The 15,838-nt window shown below is 63.8% G+C and carries 12 protein-coding genes; 6 read left to right on the forward strand and 6 right to left on the reverse strand.

Features of this window, described 5'->3' with window-relative positions:
- The first annotated feature begins 29 nt into the window (after positions 1-29).
- Together GJ700_RS07215 and GJ700_RS07220 are read left to right on the forward strand one after the other, a co-directional pair.
- Positions 30-938 carry an esterase/lipase family protein gene (locus GJ700_RS07215; RefSeq protein WP_154372111.1) on the forward strand — a complete coding sequence of 303 codons (909 nt, stop codon included), beginning with the start codon at positions 30-32 and terminating at the stop codon, positions 936-938.
- Between the two features lie 3 nt (positions 939-941).
- On the forward strand, positions 942-1,847 hold the full coding sequence (locus GJ700_RS07220) for a lipase secretion chaperone (RefSeq protein ID WP_154372113.1): 906 nt from the start codon (positions 942-944) through the stop codon (positions 1,845-1,847).
- 6 nt (positions 1,848-1,853) lie between these two features.
- Here the strand turns inward: GJ700_RS07220 and serB are convergent, their stop codons facing one another.
- From serB to GJ700_RS07250, 6 genes are all read right to left on the reverse strand, one after another.
- The gene (gene serB, locus GJ700_RS07225; protein ID WP_154372739.1) at positions 1,854-2,696 is read right to left on the reverse strand and encodes a phosphoserine phosphatase SerB; all 843 of its coding nucleotides are present in this window, start codon (positions 2,694-2,696) and stop codon (positions 1,854-1,856) included.
- A 17-nt stretch (positions 2,697-2,713) separates the two neighbouring features.
- Positions 2,714-6,163: a transcription-repair coupling factor gene (mfd, locus tag GJ700_RS07230; protein ID WP_154372115.1), complete on the reverse strand. Its 3,450-nt coding sequence runs from the start codon at positions 6,161-6,163 to the stop codon at positions 2,714-2,716.
- Positions 6,164-6,315: 152 nt separating this feature from the next.
- Positions 6,316-7,044 (reverse strand): carbonic anhydrase, encoded by a 729-nt coding sequence (locus GJ700_RS07235; protein ID WP_154372117.1) that lies wholly within the window; start codon positions 7,042-7,044, stop codon positions 6,316-6,318.
- Between the two features lie 134 nt (positions 7,045-7,178).
- A complete protein-coding gene (locus tag GJ700_RS07240; RefSeq protein ID WP_154372119.1) occupies positions 7,179-8,822 on the reverse strand; it encodes a methyl-accepting chemotaxis protein in 1,644 nt (547 codons plus the stop codon).
- Between the two features lie 183 nt (positions 8,823-9,005).
- On the reverse strand, positions 9,006-10,289 hold the full coding sequence (locus GJ700_RS07245; protein ID WP_154372121.1) for a GspE/PulE/PilB domain-containing protein: 1,284 nt from the start codon (positions 10,287-10,289) through the stop codon (positions 9,006-9,008).
- The gene (locus tag GJ700_RS07250) at positions 10,286-11,593 is read right to left on the reverse strand and encodes a serine/threonine-protein kinase (RefSeq protein WP_154372123.1); all 1,308 of its coding nucleotides are present in this window, start codon (positions 11,591-11,593) and stop codon (positions 10,286-10,288) included. The genes GJ700_RS07245 and GJ700_RS07250 overlap by 4 nt, the downstream gene beginning before the upstream one ends.
- A 160-nt stretch (positions 11,594-11,753) precedes the next feature.
- On the opposite strand from GJ700_RS07250, the gene GJ700_RS07255 reads away from it, so the two are divergent.
- From GJ700_RS07255 to tssC, 4 genes are all read left to right on the forward strand, one after another.
- Entirely contained in the window at positions 11,754-12,494 is a 741-nt protein-coding gene (locus GJ700_RS07255; RefSeq protein ID WP_195763809.1) for a serine/threonine-protein kinase, read from the forward strand.
- 133 nt (positions 12,495-12,627) lie between these two features.
- On the forward strand, positions 12,628-13,740 hold the full coding sequence (gene tssA, locus GJ700_RS07260) for a type VI secretion system protein TssA (protein ID WP_154372127.1): 1,113 nt from the start codon (positions 12,628-12,630) through the stop codon (positions 13,738-13,740).
- A gap of 41 nt (positions 13,741-13,781) precedes the next feature.
- Positions 13,782-14,282 carry a type VI secretion system contractile sheath small subunit gene (tssB, locus tag GJ700_RS07265; protein WP_371867866.1) on the forward strand — a complete coding sequence of 167 codons (501 nt, stop codon included), beginning with the start codon at positions 13,782-13,784 and terminating at the stop codon, positions 14,280-14,282.
- A gap of 21 nt (positions 14,283-14,303) precedes the next feature.
- A complete protein-coding gene (tssC, locus tag GJ700_RS07270) occupies positions 14,304-15,794 on the forward strand; it encodes a type VI secretion system contractile sheath large subunit (protein WP_154372129.1) in 1,491 nt (496 codons plus the stop codon).
- Positions 15,795-15,838 lie beyond the last annotated feature (44 nt).

Here is a 15,838-nt window from a genome sequence, read left to right on the forward strand (position 1 = left end):
GGCCTGCGGCGTTTCCTGGGAGTATGTGAATGAAAAAATTACTGCTGACCTTGATTACATTGTTCGCCTTGTCGTGGTTCCCTGTCGCCAGCCATGCCGCCGGCTATACGCAAACCAGGTATCCGATCGTGCTGGTGCACGGCTTGTTCGGCTTTGACAGCATCGGCTCCTATGACTATTTCTACGGCGTGGCCAACGCCTTGCGCAGCGGCGGCGCCAATGTCTACCTGGTGCAGGTGTCGGCGACGAATTCCACCGAAGTGCGGGGCGAGCAATTGCTGACCCAGGTGCAGCAAATCCTCGCCGTCACGGGCGCGGCGAAGGTGAATTTGATCGGCCACAGCCATGGCAGCCCCACCGCCCGTTACGTGGCCTCCGTGCGGCCCGACCTGGTGGCGTCCGTGACCGGTGTCGGCGGCGTCAATAAAGGTTCCAAGGTGGCGGACGTGCTGATCGGTGCGGCGCCGGAAGCCGCGTACACGGTGGTCGAAGCATTTTCCGCGCTGATGAGCACGCTGGGCGGCGATCCCACCTTGCCGCAGGATGCGCACGGCGCGGTGCAATCGCTGAGCACGGCCGGTTCGCTGGCGTTCAATGCGCAACATCCGCAGGGCATTCCCACCAGCGCGTGTGGCGAAGGCGCTTACCAGGTTGGTGGCATTTACTATTTCTCGTGGAGCGGCGCGAAAATCCTGACCAACCCGCTGGACGTGGTCGACCTGCATTTCCTGCTGACGACCCAGGCCTTCAATGGCGAACCCAACGATGGCCTGGTGGCCACCTGTTCCACGCACCTGGGTAAAGTCATCCGCGACAACTACAAGCTGAACCACCTGGACGAAGTGAACCAGATGTTTGGTCTCACCAACATCTTTGAAACCAATCCGCTGACCTTGTACCGGCAACATGCGAACCGCCTGCAAGGGCTGGGGCTGTAAGCGATGAACGGCAAGCTGATGGCCGGCGCCGTGCTGGCGCTGGCGGGCGCCCTGTGGCTGGCGCAGCGGCAGGAGCCGGCGCCGTTGCCCGTGGCGGCCAAACCGCCAGCCGCGGCGCCGTTCGTGCGGTCGATGGAAGGGACGCGGCCGGACGGCGACGTGCGCGAGGACGCGGCCCGGCAACTGGTGGTCGATGCGGAACTGGGCTACCTGTTCGATTACTACCTGGCGGGGCTGGGCGAGCGCGAACTGGACGCGATCCGGGCGGAAATCGAGCGGGAACTGGAGCGGCGGCTGGCGCCGGCGGCAGCACGTCAGGCCAAGGTCTTGCTGGGTAAATACCTCGAGTACAAGACCGCGCTGGCGACGCTGGAAGCCGGGCTCAAGCCCGGCAAGGACTTGCTGGCCAGCGCACGGGCGCGGCGCGACGCCATGCTGAAACTGCGCAAGGAGTATTTTACCGGGCGGGAAATCGCGGGCCTGTTCGGCGCGGCCGACGCGTACGACGCCCAGGCGCTGGCGCGGCTGGAAGTCACCCAGGACAAGCAATTATCCGCGCTGCAACGGCAGGAAAAACTGGCGCAGCTCGATGCCGCGATGACGCCGGAACAGCGGGCGCAGCGCGACGCGCCCGTTGCCATCATGAAAGTGGAAAGTTCGGTGGCGCACATGCGGGCGCAGGGCGCGGGCGACAATGAGGTGTACCGGGCCCGCGCCGCGGCATTCACGCCGGAAGCGGCGGCCCGGCTGGCGGAACTGGACCGGGAACAGGCGCAGTGGCAAGCCCGCATCGCCGCTTACCTGCAGCAACGGCGCCAGCTGCCGCAGGGCGATGCGCTGGCGCTGCAACAGTTGCGCGACGCGGGTTTCAGCGCCCAGGAACAGAAGCGGCTGGCCGCGTATGAATAACCTGCGTTACGCCAGCAGGTTCAGGATGCCATCCAGGCCCACGAAATTCAACGCCACGCTGGCCTGCTCGCGCACGACCGGCTTGGCGCGGAACGCCACCGACATGCCGGCCACGCTCATCATTTTGAGGTCATTGGCGCCGTCGCCCATGACGATGGCTTGCGACGTGGAGATACCAAGCGATGCACACACATGTTCGACGGTGCGCTTCTTGACGTCGGCGTCGACGATTTCACCCAGCACCTGGCCCGTCAGCTTGCCATCGATGATTTCCAGTTCATTGGCCAACGTGAAGTCCAGGCCCAGGCGTTCTTTCAGGCGCTTCGTGAAGAACGTGAAGCCGCCCGATACCAGCAGGGTTTTCAGGCCGGCCGCCTGCACGGCGGCCAGCATGGCTTCCGCACCCAGCGACAATTGCAGGCGTTCGTTGTAGACGCGCTCCAGCGCCGACGCGTCCAGCCCTTTCAGCAGCGCCACGCGCTTGCGCAGGCTGGCCGAGAAATCCAGTTCGCCGCGCATGGCCGCTTCCGTGATTTCCGCCACTTGCGGCTTCAAACCCTGCATGTCGGCGATTTCATCGATGCATTCGATGGTGATCAGCGTGGAATCCATGTCCATCGCCACCAGGTGGAATTCGTCGAGTTTGTGCACGCCCATCATGTAGGTGGCGTCCAGCTGGGCGGCATGGGCCGCCACTTCGATGGTATGGCGCAGCGCCACGGAATACGTGATGCCTTCGCAGCGGATGGCGTTGTCGGCAAGGCGGATGATGCGCTGCGGCGCCGTCAGCGCGGCAATGCGTTCCAGGGCGGGCATGCAGGAACCCAGGCCTTGCAGCACCAGGTTCATCGTGTAGTCGTTCGTGTTCATTGGGTCAATTGTTTAATGGCGTTCTTGATTTGCGCGACGCGGGCCGGCAAGTCCGGCATGCTGGCGGCAATCTTGAGTTTGTCCTGCCCGTTCAGTTTGATTTGCTTGTTCTTTTGGATCAGCGTAATGATGCGCATCGGGTCGATGGGCGGCTTGGGCATGAATTGCAGGGTGGCCGCTTCGCTGTGGGCATCGATCTTGACGATGCCGACCGTGGCGGCCTGGATGCGCAGGCGGTGGGTTTCGATCAGCGCCTTGGCCGGGTCCGGCAACTTGCCGAAGCGGTCGATCAATTCTTCCTGCAAGTCGTCGACCTGGTCCTGGCGTTCACAGTTGGCCAGCCGCTTATAGATCGACAGGCGCTCGTGCACGTCGCCGCAAAAATCGTTGGGCAGCAGGGCCGGCACGTGCAGGTTGATTTCCGTGGTGGACGACAGCGGCGCGGCCAGGTCCGGCTCCTTGCCGGCCTTCAGCGCGCGCACGGCTTCGTTCAGCATGTCGGTGTACAGCTGGAAGCCCACTTCCAGCATTTCGCCGGACTGGTTTTCGCCCAGCACTTCACCGGCGCCGCGGATTTCCAGGTCGTGCATGGCCAGGTAAAAGCCGCTGCCCAGTTCTTCCATGGCCTGGATCGCGTCCAGGCGGCGCTGCGCCTGTTTCGACAGGCCCTGCAGATCGTTGACCAGCAAATACGCGTACGCCTGGTGGTGCGAGCGGCCCACGCGGCCCCGCAACTGGTGCAGCTGCGCCAGACCGAATTTGTCGGCGCGGTGCATGATGATGGTGTTCGCGGTCGGCACGTCGATACCGGTTTCGATAATCGTCGTGCACAGCAGGATGTTGTAGCGCTGCGCCACGAAGTCGCGCATGACTTTTTCCAGGTCGCGCTCGTGCATCTGGCCGTGCGCCACGGCGATGCGTGCTTCCGGCAGCAATTCTTCCAGCTTGGCCAGGCGGTTCTGGATGGTTTCCACTTCATTGTGCAGGAAGTACACCTGGCCGCCGCGCTTGAGTTCGCGCAGGCAAGCTTCGCGGATGATGGAATCGGCTTCGCTGCGCACGAACGTTTTGATCGCCAGGCGCTTTTGCGGCGCGGTGGCGATCACGGAAAAGTCCCTTAAACCTTCGAGCGCCATGCCCAGGGTGCGGGGGATTGGCGTCGCCGTCAGTGTCAGCACGTCGACTTCGGCCCGCAGCGATTTCAGCGCTTCTTTCTGGCGCACGCCGAAACGGTGTTCCTCGTCGATGATGACCAGGCCCAGGCGTGTGAATTTCACGTCGTCCGACAGCAGTTTATGGGTGCCGATGACGATATCGAGTGTGCCGTCCTGCATGCCCTTGATGGCGTTGGCGATTTCCTTGCCGGTGCGGAAGCGCGACATTTCCGCGATGCGCACGGGCCAGTCGGCGAAGCGGTCGGCAAAGGTTTGCGCATGCTGCTCGGCCAGCAGGGTGGTGGGGGCCAGGATGGCCACCTGCTTGCCGCCCATCACGGCAATAAAGGCGGCGCGCAGCGCCACTTCGGTCTTGCCGAAGCCGACGTCGCCGCACACGAGGCGGTCCATAGGTTTGCCCGACGTCATGTCTTTCATGACATTCAGGATGGCCGCCGCCTGGTCCGGCGTTTCATCGAAGCCGAAGCTTTCGGCAAAGCGCTCGTAATCCTGCGACGAATATTCAAACGCGTGGCCCTGGCGCGCGGCGCGCCGGGCGTATAGATTCAGCAGTTCGGCGGCCGTATCGCGTACCTGCTCGGCAGCCTTGCGCTTGGCTTTTTCCCACTGGCCGGAACCCAGCGTGTGCAGCGGCGCATCGTCCGGCGACGCGCCGGAATAGCGCGAAATCACGTGCAACTGCGACACCGGCACGTACAGCTTGGATTCCTTCGCATATTCCAGGTGCAGGAATTCCGTTTCGCCTTCGCCGAGGTCCATGCTGACCAGGCCCAGGTAGCGGCCGATGCCGTGGTTGATGTGCACCACCGGGTCGCCGATCTTCAGTTCCGACAGGTCGCGCACCATGGATTCGACCTGGCTGACGGCTTCCTGTTTCTTCTTGCCCGCGCGGCGGCCGGAGCCGGCATACAGTTCGGTTTCCGTGATGAAGGCGATGTCCAGGCCGTCGGCCGTCAATTCAAAGCCTGCCTGCAGCGGTGCAACGCCCAGCGTGACTTTCGCATCGGATGCGAGGAACCCGTCGAAGCCTTCCGTCAGCGCGGGATGCAGGTCGAATTCGCTGAAGTACTGCTGCAGGGTTTCGCGGCGGCCGTTCGATTCGGCGCAAATCATCACGCGGCGCGGCGTTTTCAGCAGCCAGGCCCGCAGGTTGGTCAGCGGATCGTCGAGGTGCCGGTTGACGGCCACGTCGGGCGCCGGCGCGGACAGTTCGGATGGCGCGCCAGCCTTGTCTGCCACGGTGGCGACGGCCAGGCGCGGATGGGGTTTGGCCAGTGTAAAGAATTGCTCGTCCGCGAGGAACAGGGATTCCGGCGGCAGCAGCGGGCGTTCGCGGTCCGCTTTCAGGAAGCGGTAGCGCGATTCCGTGTCGAGCCAGAAGCGCTTGATGGCGGCATCGATGTCGCCCACCATGGCCAGCGTGGCGCCGTCGGGCAGGTAATCGAACAGCGTCGCGGTTTCTTCAAAAAACAGCGGCAGGTAATATTCGATGCCGGCCGACGCGATGCCGCTGCCGACGTCCTTGTACACCACGGCGCGCGACGGATCGCCTTCGAACTGTTCGCGCCAGCGCGAGCGGAACGTGGTGCGGGCCGTGTCGTCCATCGGAAATTCGCGGCCCGGCAGCAGGCGCACTTCGTTGACCGGGTACAGCGAGCGCTGCGTGTCGGCGTCGAAGGTGCGGATGGTTTCAATCGTGTCGCCGAACAGGTCGAGGCGGTAGGGCAGGGCCGAACCCATGGGGAACAGGTCGATCAGGCCGCCCCGCACCGAGTATTCGCCGGGCGACATCACCTGCGTCACGTGCGTATAGCCGGCCAAGGTCAGCTGGGATTTCAGCCGGGCTTCGTCCAGCGATTCGCCTTTTTTAAAGAAGAACGTGTACGCGGCCAGGAATGACGGGGGCGCCATGCGCACCAGCGCCGTGGTGGCCGGCACGATCATGACGTCGCACTGGCCGGTCTGGATTTCGTGCAAGGTTGCCAGGCGTTCGGACACCAGGTCCTGGTGCGGCGAAAACGCGTCGTACGGCAGGGTTTCCCAGTCCGGCAACAAATGGCAGCGCAACTGGCCGCTGGCGAACCACGGGATTTCATCGAGCAGGCGCTGGCCATCGGCCGCCTGCGCCACGATCACGGCCAGCATCTTGCCGTTGGCCTTGAGTTCCAGCGCGGCCCGCGCCAGCGCATACGCATCCGCGGAGCCATACAAAGCGGGCAACACGAAGCGGTTGCCGGGTTTCGGTAAAACTTTGTTTAATTCAAAGGACATCGATGACATCAGTGAACGGTTGAGCGCGCGGCAGGAGGGGCCGTGTGCATCGTGCATTATAGACGATGCGGCAACAGCTCGCGGAGGAGGGAAGTGCGGCGGCGGGCGCCTGCCACGGCGGGCGCCGGGCAGGCGGTAAAACGAGGGGATGTTTAATCGACGATGACGCGGCCGTTCAGCGACTGGACCGGACGGTTGTTCGCATGGTGCAGGATGCCCTCAAACGCGGCCAACTGTTCTTTCGATACGGTGACCGGGTTTTTCATGACCAGCCAGCGCACGCCTTCCGAGCATGGCGGCGTCGTCAGCGAACCGGAGAAGCGGAAGTACGCGTGCTTGGCCGGCAGCAGGCTGGCGGCCGACAGCGGAGCGGTCAGCGCGTTTTTCGCATTGGCTTCCTTCGGCAATTGCGGCCACAGCGCCTTCAATGCCTTGTTTTCCGCGCCTTCCTTGAACATCACGCCGATCACGGCCAGGTTGCCGTCCTTGTCGGCGTGCACCAGGTGCACTTCCAGCGGATACGACTGGCCGTTGACCAGGTTTTCGCTGGGCGCGTGGAAGTGGTATTGCTTCAGTTCGAACTGCGTGCCGTCCAGTTGCAGCGTGCTGCCGGGGGCGAAGTTCACTTGCAGCGTGTGGCCATTGTTTAGCACTTCATTGCCGGCGGCCTTGTAATCCATCTTCAGCGGCTTCAGGCCCGCGTGCACGGCGCCCTTGATGTCAACCGGCGACTGGTTCTTGCCGGCGCAGGCGAAGTTGTCCGGGGTCAGCTTGGCCCACTGGTCCGGGCCGCCTTCGCCGGCATACGTCCATTTGGCGCCGTCGGCGGCCATGGCGGAACCTGCGCACGCGATGAGGGCGGCTAATACGAATTTTTTCATGAGATCCTTTCTGCAGTGGTTTGGCCCATAGATGGGCGGGTGATGCCATTCTAGGTATAGATCATGCGGAAATATTCACGGATTGTCACTGTTGTCTATGAATTAACAGCGGTTGACAAGCGGGGCGAGTCCCTTCAGGAAGCCATCGCATGCAGGTTCATGGTGCGCGCGCGGGGCGCCTCGCGCCTCGGCAGCGCCGGCAAGCCGGCCGCGCGGTGCTGGCCGGCTTGCCCGGGGTGGCCGGTGCGGAACTGGCTGACCATCTGTTCCAGCATGGCGGCCTGTTGTTGCAGCGATGCGGCGGCCGATGCGGCTTCCTCGACCAGCGCCGCGTTTTGCTGGGTGATGCCGTCGATCTCCGTCAACGCATGATTGAGCTGGCCGATGCCGGTATATTGTTCGCGGCAGGCAGCGGCCATGTCGCTGACCATCGCGCTCACCTGCTGCACCCGCCCGACCGTGTGGCCGATGGCGGCGCCCGCCAGTTCCACCTGCTGCGAACCTTGTTTGACTTGCGCGCCCGAATCGGCAATCAACACCTTGATTTCCCGCGCCGCCGTGGCGCAGCGCTGCGCCAGGCTGCGTACTTCGCTGGCCACCACGGCAAAGCCGCGTCCCTGTTCGCCGGCCCTGGCGGCTTCGACGGCGGCGTTCAGCGCCAGGATATTGGTTTGAAAGGCGATGCCGTCGATGACGGTGGTGATGTCGGCAATCTTGTGCGACGCGGCGTCGATGGCGCCCATGGTGGCGATCACCTGCGCCACCAGTTCGCCGCTGTGCTGCGCATCCTGTGCGGCGCGCTGCGCCATGTCCTGTGCGGTTTGCGCATTTTCCATGCTGTGCTGGACGTTGGCGTTCATTTCCTCCATGGAGGCGGCGGTTTCTTCCAGCGTGCCGGCCTGTTCTTCCGTGCGCGTGGACAGGTCAAGGTTGCCGCTGGCGATTTGTGCCGACGCGACGGCGACCGACTGGGCGCCGCTGCGCACCTGGCCGACCATGTCGCGCAAGCGCGCATTCATCTCGGCCAGGGCGCGCAGCAACTCGCCCGTTTCGTCGCGGGCGGTGCTGCCGATGTCGGCCGTGAGGTCGCCGGCGGCGACCGTGCGCGCCACGTCGACTGCCGCGCGCAGCGGTCGAACGATCGAACGGCTTTGCAGCCAGGCCAGCGCCACACCGGCCGCCAGGGCCAGCGCAAGAGAAACAAACATCCACAGCCGGGCGTCATCATAGGCGAGTTCCGCGGCGGCTTCGTCCTGCGCGTTTTTTGAACGCTGCAGGGCTTCGTAGCCGTGCAGTTCTTCCTGCCACGCGGTCAGCGCCCTGGCCGCATCGGTGCGCAGCAGTTGGATGGCGGCAGGGCGGTCGCTGCGGATCATTTGCAGGAAACGGTCGTTGACGGGACGGGCCGCCGCTTGCGCTTCCTTGAGCCTGCCAATGGTGGCGCGGCCGGCGGCGTCAAGCGGCATGCCTTCGAGCTTGCCCAGCGCCGTGTCATATGCCTCCCGGGCCGCGGTGATCTTGGCAAATTCGCGCTGTGCTTCAGCCGGCTCGTCGATCAGCGCCATGGTGCGCATGACGCGCGCGACGATGTGCACGGATTCCGACATGGTTTCCACCAAGGAGATCTTGACCAGGTTGACCTTGGTGATGTGGTGTAAGGCATCGTTGCTGCGCGCCATGCCGCTCAGGCCCACCAGGGCCATGCCGATGATCAGCGCCAGCATGATCGCGTTGGCAGCCGCGAGGCGGACGCCGATTTTCAAGTTATTCAGATTCATGTCTCCTCCGGTGAGCGGCAACCGCCTGACAAAGAATCTAAAATACTTGGCGCAAAAAAACCAATTGAATTTGTGATATTTGGTGAGAATTTGGTGAATTCGTTAGTAGGTCTGCAAAATTTTGTTGTAGAAGAGCACGTGCGGATGCTTTCTCGATAACTGAACGACTCCCGGCGCGTTGCGCTAGCCGCGTGGGTGGAGGGCGCCGGTGACGGTGAAACGGATCTCGCCGTTCTCTCCCTGCGTCGTGGTGATGTGCAGTTCGGAGATGCCGCTCTGACTGGCCATTTGCACGATATGCGCGACGGCATTGCCGATCAGGGTCTGGTCGACGGCCGGTTGCGCGGGTACCGCTGCCGGAGAATGCGGTGGCCACGGCAGGGCCGGCGCCTGGATTTGCGTGGCGTTGGGATCGAATGCCGGATCGGCGCCAGGCACGATGACGACCGCCGGCGGCGGGATGGTGCTCTCCGGCGGCGTTTCCGGCGCCGCGGCGCCAAAGAACTGGTTGATCATCCAGCCGAACTCGCGCCGCGTGGTCACGCAATAAATCGGGACCGCGTGCGGGAACACGCGCTGCACGGCGCCGGACGCTTTCAACTGATCGGGGTCGACAGCCAGCACGTACAAGCCGTTGCGGCTTTCTTCGAGCGGCATCCACTGGTGCTGCATCACGTATTCGCGGTTGAAATTGTCGAGCAGGCCCGGCGGGCGGCGGCGGTCGACCTGGAACATGAAATAGGGCACGCCAAAGAAGTCGGCCAGCGCGCGGCCCACCAGCGGCGGCGGGATGGCCAGTTCATCGAGCAGCACATCCTCGATGTCGATGCGGCGCGCGGCCGCGCTGTGCATGGCCAGTTCCAGTTGCGCGCGGGGCACCACGGTTTCCGGCAGCATAGCGGCAAAACGGCCCCGTTCGCGCGCCGGCGTCTTCTGGCTGTTGAGCATGGCGATGGCCAGCGAATCGCAGATATGCTGCACGCCTTCTTCGACCAGCGCGTCGAACGGGCCGCCCTTGCGATTGTTGATCAGCTGGAGCACGCCCTGCACCGCGCCCCGTTCATCGATGATCGGGGCGGCCAGCATTTGCTGCGTGCGGTAACCCGTGCGGCGGTCGACCCCTTGCTGGAAACTCAGTTCCGGGTCGACGCGGCGCAGTTCCGCTTCATCGTAGACGTCCAGCAAGTTCAGCATGCGGCCGGACAGCGCGGCATATCCGGCAATGCTTTGTTTGGAAATCGGCAGTTTCAGCTGCTTGAACGACGCCAGCCCGGTTTTCACCTTGGACACCATGCTGGCCTTGTCTTCGGACAGCTGGTACACCGTCAGCCGGTCGCCGGCAAACAGCTCGCACAGCTCGGCCGACATATCCAGCATGATGTCGTCGATATCGTGCGTGGCGTGGATCTTGTTGGTGAGCTGTTGCAGCCGCTTGAAAAAGTACAGGCTGTCTTCGGCGGACGTCATCGGCGCGTTCCGCCCGGCGGCGTGGTGGCGCCCACCACGGTGGAGTCCGCGTCACCGCCCGGCTGCTGCGGCGATGGCGGCAGCGGTAATGGCGGCACCGGCAGGCCCGTGCCCGACACGTGGGTGGCGTCCGGGTCCGCATCGTCCGGCAGCGGCGCCAGCGCGGGGCGGGGCTGTGACGGCATCACGAGGCCGGATGGCATGTCGGCAGGCGCCGGCCAGCCATGTGGCGGCTGTGGCTGCGGTATGGCTGGCGGCATGGGTTGCGGCGGCACATGGCCAGGCTGCGCCGGGGCGGGCCACCTGGCGCCGGACGATGGTCCGGGCACCAGCACGGTGGCGTGCGCGGCGTGTGCGTACGGGTGGACGGGGGCGGGCCGGCCGGGAGACGTTGTATAGTGCGCCCCCGGTTGCGGCACGCGCACCGGCGGCGGCAGCGTATCGGCTGGATTGATCACGTCGCCCGACAGTGCGCGCTGCAAATCGTCGCGGAAGGCGCGGGCGCTGGGATAGCGGTCGTCCGGCCGCTTGGCCAGCGCGCGCAGCACCACGCGGTCCAGCGCGGGGCGGATGGACGGACTCAGTACGCTGGGCGGAGCCACCTGGCCATAGACGATTTGCTGTTGCAGCGCGAACAGGCCCTGGCCCTTGAACGGGCGTTCGCCCGTCAGGAATTGGTACAGGATGATGCCGGCCGCGAAAATGTCGGCGCGCGGGCCGACCGGCTGGCCCATGATCTGTTCCGGCGACATGTAGCTGGGCGTACCCACCATGGTGCCGGCCTGCGTATGGTTGGCTTCCACGTCCTGCATGCGGGCCACGCCGAAGTCCGTGAGTTTGACGCGCAACTGGGCCGTCAGCATGACGTTGGCCGGCTTGATGTCGCGGTGGATGATGCCTTGCTGGTGCGCGTAATCGAGCGCTTCCAGCAATTCGCACGTCATGCGCACCGAATCTTCCAGCGTGAAATCCAGTGAAAACATCTGGCTATCGTCAAAATAGCTGCCCAGTTCTTCACCAGCGATCAATTCCATCACCAGGTAGGCGACGCCGCCTTCCTCGCCAAAGTCATACACCGTCACGATGTTGGGGTGGTTCAGGCGCGCGACCGCCTGCGCTTCCGTGATGAAGCGTGAAGCATATTCTGCCCGCAGCGCCGGATCGTCGATCCGGCTCATCTGGATGACCTTGATGGCGACCCGGCGGTTCAGCTTGGGGTCCACGCCTTCATAGACCAGGCCCATCGCGCCGCGTCCCAGCACGCGCAACAATTGGTATCGGCCCAGCTGCTTCAATTCATTCATGTGGTTTAAAACTGGCTAGATCTGGCGAAAAGGGAAAGTTTATAACAGAAACATCTCAGCTTCTCAGCGTATCATAAGGCACTTCCGCCTGTTCGAGGTGCGGAGATATGTACGCCATGGCCCTGAATTCCTGAATATGCAAACTTGTGGCGTTTATACAGTGCAGTCCGCGCTGGGCAACGGCGCGTGGCTGGCGCTCGGTCCGGACGGCGTGCCGGTGGCGCTGAAGACCGCGCCGCCCGATGCCGGCGCGCGCTGGCTGGCCGGCGCGGAGCTGGCTGCCGGTTTGCCACCGCATCCCCATATCGTGCCGGTCGCCGCGCACGGCCTGTGCGATGGTGTGGCCTACGTGGCGACGCCCTATGTGCAGGGCCAGACGCTGGCGGCCCGCCTGGGTACCGGCACGGTGGCGCCGGCACAGGCGCTGGTGTGGGCCATGGAATTGCTCGATGCGCTGGCGCACGTGCACGCGAACGGCATCGTGCACCGCGACGTGAAACCGTCGAACCTGATGGTCGATCAACACGGCCGACTACTGCTCGTTGACTTCGGTCTTGCCTGCCGGCCCGGCGCCATGCCGGCCCATGGCACGCCGGGCTATATGGCGCCGGAACAGATGCGGGGCAAGGTCGATGCGCGCAGCGACCTGTATGCGGCCGGCGTGGTGCTGTACCGCATGCTGGCGGGTCGCCTGCCGTTTGCCGGGACGGCGTTCGAAGCGATGCAGCAAGCCTTGCGGGGCCTGGCGCCGCCGCTGCCGCCAGCCTTGCCGTGGCTGGCGCCGCCGGCCCGCGCCGCGCTCGACCGTGTGCTGGCGCAAGCGTTGTCGGCCGATCCCGCCGCGCGCTTTGGCAGCGCCGCCGCGATGCGCGCGGTTCTCCATAATTCCTCCCTATTTTGATGCCAGTATCCGCGCCCTATACCTGTTCCGCGAACATGGCAACAGCGTATGGCAGAAATAGAATTATTTTCTGGAATTTAATGGAAATTCCCTTTATAGTCGTGAACGGCATTAACAAGCAAAAGAACAGCCCATGAGTATGGTGGACATCGACGCGTTGCTCCAGGAAGTTTCGACGGAAGAGCCTTGCGGCCCGAACCTCGAGTATGACCCGGAATTCCTGGAACTCGAACAGGCCCTGCAGGGCAAGCCGGAAGTTCAGTACGGCGACACCATCACACCCGCAGTCCCTCCCGAATGGAAAGTAGTCAAGCGACTGGCCGCCGGCTTGCTGGAGCGTAGCCGCGACTTGCGCATGGTAATGGCGCTGGGCCGCGCCGGCCTGGCGTTGCATGGCATGGACGGGTTGGCGGAAAGCCTGACCCTGGCGCGCCGCCTGCTCGACGAGCGGTGGGACAGCGTGCATCCGCAACTCGATCCCGACGACGACATGGATCCCATGTTGCGCATCAATTCGCTGGCGATGCTGACCGACAGCGGCTTCCTGCGCGAAGTCAAGGATGCGCCGCTGCTGATGCTGCCCGGCCTGGGACCTTTGTCCATACGGTTGCTGGAACTGGCCAACGGCGAAATCCCCACGCCGGAAGGCGAAGCCAAGATCGAATTGCATTCGATCGAAGCGGCGGCGATGGACGCCGATGGCGAAAAGCTGGCGGCCGCGCTCGACGCTGCAAGCCGCGCATTCGATGCCGCCACCGAAGTGGAACTGACGCTGGTGCGCCAGGTCGGCAGTTCGCAGGCACTGAATATCGACGGCCTGACGCGCATGCTGCGCCGGGGCCGCGACTTCCTCGCCGAACAGCAGGCCAACGCCGCTGGCGGCGCCTCCGCGCAGGACGCAGGCGGCGAAGCGGAGGACGATGACGGCGCCGACGAGGGCGCCTATGAAGGCGAAGCCGCCGCTGAAGGCGCGCCAGCGCCCGCCGGCCGCCGCGCCGGCCGCGCACCGGCCGCCATCAGCGGTGAAATCGCCAGCCGCGCCGACGTGGTGCGCATGCTCGACAAGATCAACAAGTATTACCAGCAGTACGAGCCATCGAGTCCGGTGCCGTTGCTGCTGGAAAGGGCCAAGCGCCTGGTGCCGAAGAACTTCTTTGAAATCATGGAAGACCTCGCGCCGGACGGGATGACGCAATTGCTGGCCGTAAGTGGCCCGCGTCCGGAAGACCAGCAGCAAGAGTATTGAACTCGCTGACCCAGCCAGTATTTTTCATGGAGGAGTAAATCGTGGGCAAAGAAAGTAGCCAGAAATTCATCGCGCGTAACCGTGCGCCGCGCGTACAGATCGAGTACGACGTCGAGGTCTACGGCGCCGAAAAGAGCGTCCAGCTGCCCTTCGTGATGGGTGTGCTGGCGGACCTGTCGGGCCAGCCGGCCGACCCGCTTGCGCCCGTGGCGGACCGCAAGTTCCTGGAAATCGACGTCGACAATTTCGACGAGCGCCTGAAATCCATGAAGCCGCGCGTCGCCGTGCAGGTACCGAACACGCTGACTGGCGAAGGCAACCTGTCGGTCGACATGACCTTTGAAAGCATGGACGACTTCACGCCGGCCGCCATCGCGCGCAAGGTCGAGTCGCTGAACAAGCTGCTGGAAGCGCGCAGCCAGCTGTCGAACCTGCTGACCTACATGGATGGCAAGACCGGTGCGGAAGAACTGATCGGCAAGGTCTTGAACGACCCGGCCCTGATGCAGGCCCTGACGTCGGCGCCGAAGCCACAAGAATAATTGACCATAGCGGAGGAACAGATGGCTCAAACCCAAGAATCGCAGCAAGGCGCAACCGGCACGCTCGAATTGAGCGACTTCGGCAGCCTGCTGCAAAAGGAATTCAAACCGCAGTCGGACAAGGCCAAGGAAGCCGTCGAGAACGCGGTGAAAACGCTGGCCGAACAGGCGCTGGCGGGCACCAACCTGATTTCCGGCGACGTGCTGGCGACGATCGAAAGCCTGATCGCCGGCCTGGACAAGAAGCTGACGGAACAGATCAACCTGATCATGCACACGGAAGAATTCCAGAAAGTGGAATCGGCGTGGCGTGGCCTGCACTACCTTGTCAACAATACCGAGACCGATGAAACGCTGAAGATCCGCGTGATGAACATCTCGAAGAACGACCTGGCCAAGACCCTGAAGAAATACAAGGGCACGGCATGGGACCAGAGCCCGATCTTCAAGAAGATGTACGAAGAGGAATTCGGCCAGTTCGGTGGCGAACCTTTCGGTTCCATCGTGGCCGACTATTACTTCGACAACAGCGCGCCGGACGTGGAACTGTTGTCCGGCATGGCGAAGATCGCCGCAGCCGCGCACGCGCCGCTGATTTCCGCCGCCGCGCCATCGGTGATGCTGATGGAATCGTGGAGCGAACTGTCGAACCCGCGCGACCTGACCAAGATTTTCCAGACCCCGGAACATGCCGCATGGCGTTCGTTCCGCGAATCGGAAGATGCGCGCTACGTCGGCCTGGCCATGCCGCGCTTCCTGGCGCGCCAGCCATACGGCGCCAAGACCGACCCGGTCGAAGCGTTCGACTTCGAAGAAGACACGTCCGCGCCTGGCTCGAAAAACTATACATGGGCCAACGCGGCCTACGCGATGGCGGTCAACATCAACCGCTCGTTCAAGGAATACGGCTGGTGCTCGCGCATCCGCGGTATCGAATCCGGCGGCGCGGTGGAAGGCTTGCCGGTGCACAGCTTCCCGACCGACGACGGCGGCGTGGCGATGCAATGCCCGACCGAAATCGCGATTTCCGACCGACGCGAGGCGGAACTGGCGGCCAACGGCTTCATGCCGCTGGTGCACAAGAAAAACACGGACTTCGCCGCCTTCATCGGCGCGCAATCGCTGCACAAACCGGCCGAATACGACGATCCGGACGCCACCGCCAACGCCAACCTGGGCGCGCGCCTGCCGTACCTGTTCGCCACCTGCCGCTTCGCGCACTACCTGAAATGCATCGTCCGCGACAAGATCGGTTCGTTCAAGGGCCGCGATGAAATGGAACGCTGGCTCAGCAACTGGATCAACCGTTATGTCGACGGCGATCCCGCCAACTCGAGCGAAGGCACCAAGGCCCAGAAACCGCTGGCCGCGGCCGAAGTCCTGCTGGAAGAAGTTGAAGGCAATCCAGGCTACTACACGTCGAAGTTCTTCCTGCGCCCGCATTACCAGCTGGAAGGCCTGACCGTGTCGCTGCGCCTGGTATCGAAACTGCCGTCGGCCAAAGGCGGCTAATCCCGACGCCACCCGACGTAACCTGACGTAACACTCACTAGGAG

It is taken from the genome of Pseudoduganella rivuli (assembly GCF_009674485.1).
GTDB classification, from domain to species: domain Bacteria; phylum Pseudomonadota; class Gammaproteobacteria; order Burkholderiales; family Burkholderiaceae_D; genus Rugamonas; species Rugamonas rivuli_B.